12 protein-coding genes are annotated in these 12,878 nt (G+C 47.3%); 4 read left to right on the top strand and 8 right to left on the bottom strand.

The window, feature by feature from the left end; all coding sequences use genetic code 11:
* Window positions 1–71: 71 nt before the first annotated feature.
* The 4 genes from ccoP to ccoN are packed head-to-tail and all read right to left on the bottom strand — an operon-like array spanning window position 72 to window position 3,262.
* The gene (gene ccoP, locus J3369_RS10620; protein WP_349586571.1) at window positions 72–1,031 is read right to left on the bottom strand and encodes a cytochrome-c oxidase, cbb3-type subunit III; all 960 of its coding nucleotides are present in this window, start codon (window positions 1,029–1,031) and stop codon (window positions 72–74) included.
* 4 nt (window positions 1,032–1,035) lie between these two features.
* On the bottom strand, window positions 1,036–1,209 hold the full coding sequence (locus J3369_RS10615) for a cbb3-type cytochrome oxidase subunit 3 (RefSeq protein WP_119501393.1): 174 nt from the start codon (window positions 1,207–1,209) through the stop codon (window positions 1,036–1,038).
* A gap of 1 nt (window position 1,210) precedes the next feature.
* Window positions 1,211–1,816 (bottom strand): cytochrome-c oxidase, cbb3-type subunit II, encoded by a 606-nt coding sequence (ccoO, locus tag J3369_RS10610; RefSeq protein ID WP_303574681.1) that lies wholly within the window; start codon window positions 1,814–1,816, stop codon window positions 1,211–1,213.
* Between the two features lie 12 nt (window positions 1,817–1,828).
* Window positions 1,829–3,262, bottom strand: coding sequence for a cytochrome-c oxidase, cbb3-type subunit I (gene ccoN, locus J3369_RS10605; RefSeq protein WP_349586566.1), 1,434 nt, complete (start codon window positions 3,260–3,262; stop codon window positions 1,829–1,831).
* A gap of 230 nt (window positions 3,263–3,492) precedes the next feature.
* Here ccoN and J3369_RS10600 point away from each other — a divergent pair, with 230 nt between their 5' ends.
* Entirely contained in the window at window positions 3,493–3,945 is a 453-nt protein-coding gene (locus J3369_RS10600) for a hypothetical protein (RefSeq protein WP_349586563.1), read from the top strand.
* 32 nt (window positions 3,946–3,977) lie between these two features.
* Here J3369_RS10600 and bfr (J3369_RS10595) read toward each other — a convergent pair whose 3' ends face one another.
* The 3 genes from bfr (J3369_RS10595) to J3369_RS10585 all read right to left on the bottom strand — a co-directional run bounded on the left by bfr (J3369_RS10595) (window position 3,978) and on the right by J3369_RS10585 (window position 6,627).
* Window positions 3,978–4,445 (bottom strand): bacterioferritin, encoded by a 468-nt coding sequence (gene bfr, locus J3369_RS10595; RefSeq protein ID WP_119501390.1) that lies wholly within the window; start codon window positions 4,443–4,445, stop codon window positions 3,978–3,980.
* Entirely contained in the window at window positions 4,445–4,921 is a 477-nt protein-coding gene (bfr, locus tag J3369_RS10590; RefSeq protein WP_349586560.1) for a bacterioferritin, read from the bottom strand. The genes bfr (J3369_RS10595) and bfr (J3369_RS10590) overlap by 1 nt, the downstream gene beginning before the upstream one ends.
* Before the next feature lie 128 nt (window positions 4,922–5,049).
* The gene (locus J3369_RS10585) at window positions 5,050–6,627 is read right to left on the bottom strand and encodes a cation:proton antiporter domain-containing protein (RefSeq protein ID WP_349586557.1); all 1,578 of its coding nucleotides are present in this window, start codon (window positions 6,625–6,627) and stop codon (window positions 5,050–5,052) included.
* Between the two features lie 248 nt (window positions 6,628–6,875).
* Here J3369_RS10585 and J3369_RS10580 point away from each other — a divergent pair, with 248 nt between their 5' ends.
* Window positions 6,876–8,504: an FMN-binding glutamate synthase family protein gene (locus tag J3369_RS10580; RefSeq protein ID WP_349586555.1), complete on the top strand. Its 1,629-nt coding sequence runs from the start codon at window positions 6,876–6,878 to the stop codon at window positions 8,502–8,504.
* 65 nt (window positions 8,505–8,569) lie between these two features.
* Complete coding sequence (locus J3369_RS10575) at window positions 8,570–8,992, top strand: universal stress protein (RefSeq protein ID WP_119501386.1); 423 nt, start codon at window positions 8,570–8,572, stop codon at window positions 8,990–8,992.
* A gap of 21 nt (window positions 8,993–9,013) precedes the next feature.
* Here J3369_RS10575 and J3369_RS10570 read toward each other — a convergent pair whose 3' ends face one another.
* Complete coding sequence (locus J3369_RS10570; protein ID WP_303574674.1) at window positions 9,014–9,370, bottom strand: hypothetical protein; 357 nt, start codon at window positions 9,368–9,370, stop codon at window positions 9,014–9,016.
* 473 nt (window positions 9,371–9,843) lie between these two features.
* Here J3369_RS10570 and J3369_RS10565 point away from each other — a divergent pair, with 473 nt between their 5' ends.
* On the top strand, window positions 9,844–12,828 hold the full coding sequence (locus J3369_RS10565; RefSeq protein WP_349586550.1) for a TonB-dependent receptor: 2,985 nt from the start codon (window positions 9,844–9,846) through the stop codon (window positions 12,826–12,828).
* The last annotated feature ends 50 nt before the right edge of the window (window positions 12,829–12,878 follow it).

Raw genomic sequence — 12,878 nt, 5'->3', positions numbered from 1 at the left:
CGTTTGTATTTTCACACAAAAAAGCCCTGAAAACAGGGCTTTTTGAATGACAGCAGTGTAATTAACCGGGGTCAGTTAGACAGGCTGTACACGTAGGCGGCCACAACGTGAATTTTGTCATCACCCAGGGTTTTCTTGAATGAAGGCATCACGCCATTACGGCCGTAAGTCAGCGTTTCAGTGACCGATTGTTCAGAAGAACCGTACAACCAGATATTGTCCGTCAGATTCGGCGCACCAAGTAACTGGTTACCTTTACCGTCCATGCCGTGACAGGCAGCACACACCATAAAGCGGGCTTTTCCGTCATCAATAAGCGCAGTCATTTCAGGCTCCTGTTCCCGGCCACTCAAACTGAGTACATAGGCAACCGTCTCTTTGATACCTTGCTCACCCATGGAAGCAATCCATGCAGGCATAGCGGCCTGACGACCCAGTGTAAGGGTTTCAACAATTTTTGCGCCGCTGCCTCCGTAAAGCCAGTCGTCGTCGGTGAGGTTAGGGAAGCCCACATTGGCGCCTCTTGCATCTGAACCGTGACACTGGGAACAGTTTTGTAAAAACAAACGTTGTCCTACTTTTACTGCTTCAGGATCATTGGCCAGTTCTTCAACCGGTACTGCCGCGTATTTTTCGAAAATCGGGTCATATAATTCCGCTGCCTGATCCAGCTCACGGTCGTACTTAACCAGTAATCCGTTCTCTTTCGCATCAGCACGGGCCTGAGCAGATTCTTCCAGTGACTGGATGTTCTGGTTGGAACTTTTCCAGCCAAGGAAACCCTGCCATGCACCTAATCCCGGGAACAAAGCGAGATACACAAAGCCCCAGACGATACAAACGTAAAATAAAATAGTCCACCAGCGGGGTAACTGGTTGTTAATTTCTTCGATACCATCGAAGACGTGCCCCATGCCTTCACCTTCTGCTACACCGGTTTTATTAGCCAGTGCCCAGCGTAACAGGATGAAGCAGCCGATAATGGTACCCAGTGTGATCACTGATATCCAAATTGTCCAAAACGTGCTCATGAGTTCAAGACTCCTGCTTATTCTTTTGAGATTTCTCTTTCACTTCGTCGGCAAAGGGCAGGTTAGCCGCTTCATCGAACCGCTTTTTATTGCGACCGCTGAACGCCCACCAGACCACACCAATGAAGCAAACAAACACTACGACAGTAAAAATGCTGCCCGCTATTCCCTGATCCATATCAGTTCAGATATGTGCCGAGGGATTGAAGGTAAGCAATCAGGGCCTGCATTTCTGTTTTACCCTTTACTGCCGCCTGTGCACCGGCGATATCATCATCGGTGTAAGGCACACCAAAGCCGCGGAACACTTCCATTTTCTTCGCGGTATCTTCACCGCTGAGCGTATTCTCTGCCAGCCACGGGAAACCGGGCATATTAGACTCCGGTACCACATTGCGGGGATTAATCAGGTGAACACGGTGCCATTCGTCACTGTAGCGGCCACCAACACGCGCCAGGTCAGGACCGGTACGTTTTGAACCCCACAGGAAGGGATGCTCCCATACCGACTCACCGGCTACTGAATAGTGGCCGTAACGTTCTGTTTCAGCACGGAACGGACGAATCATCTGGCTGTGACAGCCAACACATCCTTCACGGATGTAGATATCGCGGCCTTCCAGTTGCAGTGCTGTGTAAGGTTTTAATCCTTTTACCGGCTCAAGTACCTGCTGCTGGAACATCAACGGCAAAATTTGAACCAGGGCTCCCAGGCTGATGGCAATCAAAATGAGCACAGTCATCAGGCCAATGTTTTTCTCAATTATTTCATGTGGATTCTTCACAACAACGACTCCTTATGCTGCCTGTGCGGCGGGTTCAGCTGCAATGCTGCCCTTGGGCGCACGCACAGTTTTCCAGGTGTTGTAGGCCATCACCAGCATGCCGGCAACCACAAACACACCACCGATAAAGCGCACCACATAGAAGGGTTTGGAGGCTTCCAGTGACTCAACGAAGCTGTAGGTCAGCGTTCCGTCGGCGTTCACTGCACGCCACATGAGACCTTGCAGTACACCGGACATCCACATGGCAACGATGTAAAGCACCACACCAATAGTAGCCAGCCAGAAGTGCACGTTCACCAGTTTGGTGGAGTACATTGCACGTTGTCCGAACAACACAGGAATAAGGTGATATACAGAGCCGATGGACACCATGGCTACCCAGCCCAGTGCGCCTGAGTGAACGTGACCGATAGTCCAGTCGGTGTAGTGTGACAATGCATTAACTGTTTTGATCGCCATCATCGGGCCTTCAAAGGTCGACATGCCGTAGAAAGACAATGAAACAATCAGGAAACGTAACACCGGGTCGGTACGCAGTTTGTGCCATGCACCTGACAATGTCATGATCCCGTTGATCATGCCGCCCCAGGAGGGAACAAAGAGGATAACCGACATCACCATACCCAGGGACTGCGTCCAGTCTGGCAGCGCTGTAAAATGAAGGTGGTGAGGACCGGCCCAGATGTATAGCGAAATCAGAGCCCAGAAGTGAATAATGGATAAGCGGTAAGAGTATACCGGGCGTCCCGCCTGTTTAGGCACGAAGTAGTACATCATGCCAAGGAAACCCGCTGTCAGGAAAAAGCCAACCGCATTGTGTCCATACCACCACTGCATCATGGCATCCACCGCACCTGCATACAGTGAATAAGATTTCGTGAAGGAAACCGGAATCGCCATACTGTTACCGATGTGCAGCACTGCTACAGTAAGCATAAACGCGCCGAGGAACCAGTTTGCTACATAAATATGCGATACCTTCCGAATGATGATGGTACCGAAAAAGTTTATGATGTACGCAATCCAGACCAGCGCGATAAGGATATCGATAGGCCATTCAAGTTCAGCGTACTCTTTACTGGCGGTAATGCCAAAGGGCAAAGTTGCAACAGCAAGAACGATAACGGCCTGCCAGCCCCAGAAGGTAAAAGCAGCAAGTTTGTCGCTGAATAAACGTACCTGACTGGTACGCTGAACAATATAATAAGACGTTGCAAACAGTGCACATCCGCCGAAAGCGAAAATGACTGCGTTGGTGTGTAACGGTCTTAATCGGGAAAACGTCAGCCAGGGTGTATCGAAGTTAAGTGCAGGAGCAAACAATTGCGCAGCAATAAATACTCCCAGCCCCATGCCGATAATACCCCAGACAATTGTCATGATGGTAAATTGCCTGACTACTTTATAGTTGTAATCAGGTTGTGCTTGGCTTATTTCACTCATTTGATTGATATTCCACTTCAATGGTAAATGGGTTTCCAACTGCCGGATTCCGGTTTTGCGCAAGTTGCAGGCTTAACGCTTGACCTTTTTAATTCTGTTGTAATTATAGACAGGTCAGCTGGTACGCGGATAATAAGATTTTTATTTACAAAAAGATACCATAAACTAGTCGGGGTTGATCTCCGTCAAAGGTAGTAATAAACCGTCGCTATTTACAGTATAATTTTCACATGAAAACAACAAAAAAAGCGCAAAAATTCATCATTCCCACACTCATTCTGCTCCTGGCGCTGGGTGTGTATCTTTCAAAGCAACAGGTAACAACAACTGACACAGATAACGGTTTAGGCAATCCGTGTACATTTGTCAATTTGACCTGTGAAATTGGCCATGAACAAAATAAGGTTTCTGCCTCATTTGAAAGTATACCGGAGGCAGAAGAATCGATAACAGTTAACTTTTCTTTACCCTTTTCTCAACAAATTGAGAGTGTTTGGATTGAAGGGGTAAACATGTATATGGGCAAGGTGCCGGTGCTGGCAGAACGGATAAAAGAAGGGAGCTGGTCCGGATGGTTTATGCTGGGGAGTTGTTCTGAGCCACAAATGCGCTGGAAAATGTTGATCCATGTAAAAGATAAACCGGACCCCTACGTGATGTTCTTCGAAACAAAAATGCCCTGAACAGGTCAGGGCATTTATCGAAACAATCCGGCTTACATCTGTGAGTGCATGTAAAGCTGCAGACCCAGGCGCTTAATCAGGCCCAGTTGCTGTTCCAGCCAGTGAGCGTGATCTACTTCCGTGTCGTCAAGTAATTCAACCAGGATATCACGGGTAACGTAGTCATTTTCCTGTTCACACAAAGCGATAACTTCTTTCAATTTCGCATCGACTTCGTATTCAACGCGTAAGTCACTTTCCAGCATTGACGGTACGTCGTGACCAACCTTATAGCCGGTACGGGTAACCATGTCAGGCGTGCCTTCTAAAAACAGCATGCGTTCAATCAGTTTTGTGGCATGGCCTTTTTCGTCATCAAACTCATGGTTGATGCGCTCGTAAAGCTTGTTCAGGCCCCAGTCCAGATACATCTGAGAGTGAATGAAATACTGATCCATTGCTGCCAGTTCATAAGACAACAGCTCATTCAGCGCGTCATTGATTTTCGCGTTACCTTTCATTAGTCATCTCCCTCAATCTGTTTTAGCAGGTACGTTTCAAGACCCATTGCATCAATCTGATATTCCTGGGTTTCAATCCAGTCGAGATGATCTTCTTCGTACTCCAGAATATCTTCCAGCAGGTCACGGGAAACATAATCCTGCTTTTCTTCGCATAGCTTGATGGCGTCTTTCAGCAGGGGAATTTGTTCCAGCTGAAAACGACTGTCGCACTTAAGCATCTCTACGGTGTCTTCACCGATATACAGCTTGCCCAGTGCCTGCAGGTTCGGAAGTCCTTCTAAAAACAGTACGCGCCCGATGATAGCATCAGCCTGTTTCATGTCTTTGATGGACTTCTTATAATTCTTTTCGTTGAGCTCGCCGAAGCCCCAGTTTTTAAACATCCGTGCATGCAGAAAATACTGATTGATGGACGTCAGTTCACTGGTCAATACTTCGTTGAGTTTCGCGATGACTTGTTTATCGCCTTTCATAACGGTATTCCTTAAATTAACTGCACACATTATATGCCAATCTTTGCGTTAAATCAAAAAAATCTTTATAAATCAATGATATGCAAATGATAATAATTTCCATGTCGTCCTGTGTTCTTATTAGTCCTCTATTTAGCAGATGAATCATTGACATAAGCCAATGATTCTTCGGCAAAACCCAGGCCTGCCTCGGTAAAAAAGTTAAATACCTTGTCTACACCTTTACTTAATAAGGTTTCCACCTCATCTTCATAGCGGGCGATGGCAGCGATTTTACCGGTGTATCCCGAGAACTGAAGCTGTCGGGTAATATTCACCGCGTCCTCGATAGAGGGTAAAGCAAGCAGGATCAGTTTTACGTTGGAGGTATCGAGGTTTTCCCACAAGTCCACGTCTTCACCGTCTCCGCAGATAACATTGAGTCCTTCCTGTTGCAGGCGGTTAATTTTAACACTGTCGGCATCCATTCCCCATACAGCAGAGTCGGCCAGTTTATGCAGAGAGTTAAATGCACCCAGACCTACACGGCCCATACCGATAACAAGGAACTCGGCATTGGTGACCACCGGATAAATGTCTTCTTTGAGGCGGACAGGACTTTCGAATTTCTGAATGCCGTTTTTGATACGCAGATACTGGCCGTGACTGTTCCGGTACATGATACTGGTGATTACAAATGAAATAGAAACGGCCAGCGCAATAATGACCAGCCAGCTTTCGCTCAGCATTCCCAGACTTACTGCTAATGCGGCGACTATGAGGCCGAATTCACTGTAATTCCCCAGCACCAGTGAAGTGAGATAGCTGGTTCTCGCCCGTAAGCGCAGCCAGGTGAATAAACCAAAGAAAAGCGCGGCTTTAACGGCAAGGAATACACACAAAATAAGTGCAGCCATGATCATATTGAAATCCGGCAGGGCCGTGAGGCCGATAGACAGAAAGAAGCCGATGAGAAATAAATCCTTAAAAGCCAGCAATGATTTGGACAACTCTGTGGCTTTGGGGTGTTTAGCCAGAATGATTCCGGTGAGCAGGGCGCCGAGATCCCCTTTAATATTCACCAGGTCAAACAGGTGGTATCCGCCCAGCGCAAGCACAAACCCGGTAAGTGGCAGTAACTCGCCGTGACCTGATTTATCGATAATACGGTTAAGCAGCGGCATCAGCGGGAATACAGCCAGCAAGCCCAGCGCATAAACAGACGGCAGTTTACCCGTTGCAGCGACAAGGAACACCACAGCAAACACATCCTGCATAACCAGTATGCCGATGGCCAGTTTTCCGTGGCGGGTTTTGCTTTCTCCGCTTTCTTCCAGGACTTTTATAACACAAACGGTACTGCTGAAACTTAACGCAAAGGCAATCAGTAGAGCTGATTCAAAAGATATGTCACCAAACCAGAAAGCAGCGACAGCAGCCAGTATGTAGAGCGCTCCGGCAACGATACCAACCCAGATAAGGGTATGGGCGATACTGCCGGCCCAGACTTCACGTTTGTTGAGATCGCGGACATTAAGCTTCAGGCCAATGGTAAACAACATTATGGTGATCCCGAGATCTGCAATATGTTGCAGCTCGCCGGTCATTTGTTGTCCCGCTGCATTCAGCGCGAAACCGGCAACCAGATATCCTACCAGAGGTGGTATGCCTATCATTTTCACTGAGAGTCCACACACGAAAGCAAAGAGAAGAAATGTATATTCCATGAAACCCGCTGTTCTATTCCGGTTTAAAAAAGCCTGATAAAAGGATGCGATAACAGCATCATTTTGTAAATCTTTGATTGTGCTTATTTATCTGATCTGCCTCAACGATAACGATGGTTCTTTACGGTAAGATGGCGGTATAAAATAAACACCCCGTGAACGAAAAAAATGCCTTTCTTTTCATGATCTTTGTTATGGTCTTGCGCTTAAAAGCGTAATACGGCGCAGTTATTACCGGAACAGGCACTATGCACAAACGAATTATTGTAAGTTTAACCCTTATCTTTTTGATAAATGCCGCTCTGGCAGTGGTCTGGCATTATCTCTTATGGTTGCTTCCTCTCACCGGACTTTGTCTTCTCATTGCACTTTATGACCTGACGCAGAATCACCATTCAATTTTGCGGAATTTTCCTTTTATCGGCAGAGGCCGCTGGCTGGTAGAAGGCTTACGTCCTTTCATCCAGCAATATCTGCTTGAGTCTGAAACTGACGGTAAGCCCATCAGTCGCATGCACCGCTCAATTGTGTATCAGCGCGCAAAAAATGCTACTGACAGTTCACCATTCGGTACCCAGCTGGACACCTATGAAAATGGGTATGAATGGATTGGGCATTCTCTTTCAGCAATGGAAATTGATGAAATGGAAGAGGATCCCAGGGTAGTAATCGGCTCTTCAGCCTGTAAACAACCCTATGCATCCAGTGTGCTGAATATTTCAGCCATGAGTTTTGGCGCACTCAGTGCTAACGCCGTGCAGGCGCTGAATAAAGGTGCGGCCAAAGGTGGTTTCAGCCACAACACAGGTGAGGGCGGTCTGACACCGTACCATCTGGACAATGGTGGTGATGTGGTATGGCAAATCGGTACAGGATATTTTGGTTGCCGTAATGATGACGGTTCCTTTAATGCGAAATTATTTGAAGAGAAAGCCCGTCACCCGAATGTGAAAATGATAGAAATAAAACTGTCTCAGGGGGCTAAGCCGGGCCACGGCGGTATTTTGCCTGCACATAAGAACACTCCGGAAATTGCCCGAGTCAGAGGTGTTGAACCCGGCACTCAGGTAGACTCGCCGCCAAGACATACCGCATTCTCAACACCTCTTGAAATGATGCATTTTATCCGCGCTTTACGGGATATGTCAGAGGGGAAGCCGGTGGGTTTTAAACTGTCACTGGGACGAAAGAGCGAGTTTATCGCCATTTGTAAGGCTATGGTGGAAACCGGTATATGTCCGGATTTTATCACTGTAGACGGCGGTGAAGGCGGAACGGGGGCAGCGCCGCTGGAATATGCCAACTCTATCGGATTTCCGCTGCGTGAAGCTCTGGCATTTGTGGATGACTGTCTCACCGGATTTGATTTAAGACGGGAAATTAAACTCATTGCCTCAGGGAAAATAATTACTGCATTTGATTTGGTCAAAAACCTGAGCCTGGGAGCAGACTTATGTAACAGTGCCCGGGGAATGATGTTGTCTCTAGGTTGTGTGCAAAGTTTGTCCTGTAATACAAATAAGTGTCCTACCGGCGTAGCCACCCAGGATCCGAAACTGGCAAGAGGGCTGGTTGTTGAAGACAAATACGAGCGCGTGTACCGCTTTCATAAAAAGACGGTTACTGCTTTTATGGATATTCTGTCTTCCACCGGCCATCAGTCTCATTCGTCGTTGAACCGCACGCATATTTTCCGCAGGGTTAACCAGACACAGGTAATGCGCTACGACGAGATTTTTCCGCTGGTAAAACGGGGCAGTTTTTTAACGGGTAAAATTGCTGATGCATTCAAACTGCATGTGGCAGAAGCCAGCCCTATGAGTTTTATGCCTGTGAGTCATCTGGCAAAAATAGAAGAAGACACCAAAGCGGTTTAAATTTGATGCGTATCAAGATTGTTGTCTGACTATGCTCTATAGTGAAAGAAAAACCGGAGACATTTATGGCTGCTTACGACTCAATACTTGTTGCTATCGATATTTATTCTGATTATGAAGGCGTGGTTCACCGGGCTATGCAACTGGCGGGTAACAACGTGAAGCTGAACCTGCTTTATGTTGTCTATCCCCAAACCAGTATCGAGCCTTACGGGCTGTTTCTCGAAAGTGATTTTTCTGATGAGATCTGTCAGCAGGCAAAAGAGAAACTTGAAGGGATCGCGCACCGGCATAACATTCCGGTTTCTCACACTCATGTGGTTGTGGGCGCTGCAGCCGATGAAATTCATGCCGCAGCGGAAAAACTGGGAAGTGACTTAATTGTCATCGGTACCCACGGTCGCAGTGGCATGCGGTTACTGTTGGGATCCACAGCGAATGCGGTGTTGCACGGCGTGAAAACAGACGTGCTGGCCGTGAAAGTTTAATGTCAGTACACCCTGGCGGTGTCACATCGACACCGCCTTTTTTCCTTCTTCCAGCTGGCTGTTAACCAGTTCTGTGACTGTGCTTTCAATAAGCTTAAGATGGGAGTGATGCACTTTCGCCTGCTTTTTGTTTTCATTAGACACGGTCTCAAACAAGACATCATCTTCTTCACTCGACACTTTCACCAGTACGTCATTATCGTCACCGTTCACCGGCACTACAACGTAGAGCGGTTCATTATGGGATTCAATGTACGTGAATGCCTCTTCAGCAGAATGGAAGGGTGATTTTTTCTCAGGTTGAAGCTTCCAGTGTGACGACTGGGTAACGACTTCAGCAAGCAACTTAGCGTGTTTTTCTTTGATTTCCGATGACATAGTAATAGCTCCTGTTTGCAGTTACTTTTGCTACGGCATGATAACGAAAACAGATTGATTTCTTGCTGCATTTGCAATTCTTTATTGAATAATTACGTTATAAATAATGCCGAAAATACGGAATAAAAAAATACTTGCGTACTTCCCATTTATACAGATATTCATTTCATTCTAAAGTCTATAACCTCAGGTTATGATTCATGACCGGCTTCTTTCATTACCTAAAACGCTGTTTAACGCTTAAACAGTCTTAAAATGGCGTGTTGGCTATGGATATGCCGGCGGCTTCTGATTTTTCTTGCCCTTCGTTTCAGATCTGACATTTGAATTATCGTGATAAATTATTACTACATAATAAATATTTTTGAACAAAGTATTCTTGACTGGGCGCAATCCTGTCTGTTAAATGTTCAGTCATAATAAAAACGTAACGTTCCGGTAATAATAATTCACACATTACAACAGGTGTCACTATGAAAAAGGAAAAAGCACGTTTCGCGGCACGCTATCTCACCAGACAAATCCGGCAAACATGGAAGACCGCATCTTTCGCCGCGCCTTTATGTCTTGCTGTAGCCGCCGTATCTTCACCCGCTTTAGCGCAACAACAAACAGGTAGCATTAAGGGGCAGGTGACCGCCGGCGACGGCAGTACCAGCGTCGCGGGTATTCAGGTAGTAGCCAGCAGTCCCGTAATGCCAAAAGACCGCTCTGCCACAACCCGGGAAGACGGTACATTTACGATGCCATTTCTTGTACCGGGAGAGTACGAGGTCACATTTACGCTTCCCAATGGCGATACCCGGCAGTTCAGCACCAGAGTGTTGCTTGAGCAGGCTTCAGCAATCAACTTCGTTTATTCGCCGGACAACACAGAGGTGATCACCATTACCGGCAGTCCTTTTGTGACTACCGGCGATTCATCCCTTACCAACTCCTTCGGTGCAGAAGTCATCCAGTCTCTGCCTACCGGTCAGACCTACCGTGATATGCTGAAAATACTGCCCGGCGTGGAATATTCTGAAAACGGTACCCTCGGACCGTCTGCAGGTGGCTCCGGTGTTGATAACAGTTACGGCTTTGATGGTGTCGACCTTTCTATGCCCATGTTCGGGAACTTGTCGTCAGAACCTTCAACCCATGACATTGCCAGCGTATCGGTAGATCGCGGAGGCGCAAAAGCTGTTGGCTTTAACCGTTCAGGCGGTTTCGCAGTTAACTCGGTATCCAAATCAGGGACTAACGAATTTCATGGCAGCGTGGAATACCGTATTCAGCCTTCTTCGTTTTCTGCAACGCCCAAAGACGGTGTTATTGAAGATACAGACAGCAGCTGGATTGTTGCTTCTGTGAGCGGACCGCTGATTGAAGATGAATTGTATTTCTACGGTTCTTTTTACCGCCCGGTTGTCGACGGCAGCAGCAAAGAAACAGCCTACGGCGCCACAAAAGATTATAAAAGTGAACGGAATGAATATTTTGGTAAGCTCACCTGGGCACCTACCGCTGATGTGCTGTTAAATGCCAGTATCCGTGATTCTGAAAGGAACGTGTCAGGCTCGTCAATTGGTGAGTTCGAAGCAGACGGTGTATCTGTGGGTTCAGACTCTAACCTGAGTATCTACTCGCTGGACGGCTCCTGGCTGATTGGTGATTCCAGCATTTCCTTCAAATACGGTAAATATAAAGAAGACTTCATCGACACGCCGGACACAGAACTAACCGGAGTTACACCGGTTATCGGCGACTCTATTGATATTACTGCACTGGATGAAATGGGGTATTTCAGCGTACCCAGTATCCGGACTGGCGACCTGACTGCTGATGATATTCAGTTTAATACTGGTGCGTTACCACTGGTGCAACAATACGGCTACGTGGGCGATGACGGTGAAATGACAGGTGGCGGTGGTGTCGGTGCTTATTCAGAGTACAACCGGCAATCTTTCGAGCGTGAGAGCTTTGAGCTTGCTTTCGATACTGAGTCCATGTTCGGAAACACTTATCACACCATACATGCCGGCTTTAAGTGGGAAGAGATTTCCGAAGATCTGGCAAGGTTATCTAATGGCTGGGGTTACATACAATACGTTGGTGGTATAGATGCCGAGTATCCCGGCGCCTACTACGTTGCGCAGGTTCAGCAGATGAGTCTTGCGGTAGATGGCTCCGTTACACCGTCCATTGTGTCTTCGGCAGAGTCCTTCAATTTTGAAATCAACGATACCATTGAACACGGTGATTTTACGTATAACGTGGGCTTACTGGTGTCAAAAGATGTACTGTACGGACAGGGTCTGGCTGAAAACAGTGAGAATATTTCCGGATATGAAGTAGCGCCCGGAAACCCTTATAAAATGTACACTGTAGACTGGAAAGACATGGTGCAGCCCCGGTTAGGCGTAACGTGGGAATACGAAGATGATAGCACGGTTTTCGCCAACTATGCCAGTTACAACCCCAGTGCCAGCTCCCTGGCCCGTGCCGCGTCCTGGGACAGAAATTCCCGTGCAACGGTTGAGGTTCAGTTTGATGAAAATGGCGACTATCTGACATCAGGTAACAAAGCAGGCTCATCCGGTAAGTTCTTTGCCGATAACATGCGTCCCCGCAGAATTGATGAGTACACTGTTGGAACGACCCGTGCTGTAAGCAATAATCTGATGTTGCGTTCACACGTACGTTTTCGTTACGGCAGTCATTTCTGGGAAGATATGCCCAACAACGCCCGCCTGTTTGGTGAATATGAAGGTGGCGCGGTACCTGAAGATATTGCCGCAAAAGGGCTTTATATCGACAATCTGGATGAGCTACGTGCAGAAGTCGGCGGCTCTTCTTATGTGGTCGCTGAAGTAGACGGTGGCCAGACAAAATACTGGGAATGGAGTACTGAAGCAGAATGGTACGGTGAACGTACTTACCTGAATGCGTCTTATACCTGGAGTCATTACTACGGTAACTTCGACCAGGACAGCACCACCACGACTAACGATGCGAACACCTTCATCGGTTCTTCATACTACGGTGACGGTGTAGGCCGTATGCCATGGGACAACCGCTACGGTAAGCTGATAGGTGACAAACCCCATAAAGTGAAAGTGTTCGGTTATTACACCACCGACTGGGATGCCAATATCGGTGCTTACTTTATCTTCCAGTCCGGTGAAGCCTGGACTGCATGGGATGGCACACCTTACGGTTATGCATCGGGGATCAGCCGTTATGCAGAACCTGCAGGAAGCCGCCGTGGTGCAAGTCACTGGCAGCTGGATATGAACTATACGCAAAACTGGGATGTCAGCGACTATACCGTGAAGTTCCGTGCAGATCTGTTCAACGTATTTAATAAGCAAACCGGTTACAACTATAACCCGTACGTGACGTCTGAGGAGTTCGGTCAGCCAAGAGATTATTACAATCCGCGCAGACTGCAACTGTCAGTCACCGTACAATTCTGATCTACCGGTAACAACGGAAAGTAAGACCGCCGGAAGGCGGTCTTTTTGTA

It is taken from the genome of Alteromonas sp. NFXS44 (assembly GCF_040148705.1).
Taxonomy (GTDB): domain Bacteria; phylum Pseudomonadota; class Gammaproteobacteria; order Enterobacterales; family Alteromonadaceae; genus Alteromonas.
The sequence above is the reverse complement of the archived record's forward strand: the minus strand, read 5'-3'. Positions and strand labels throughout refer to the sequence as shown.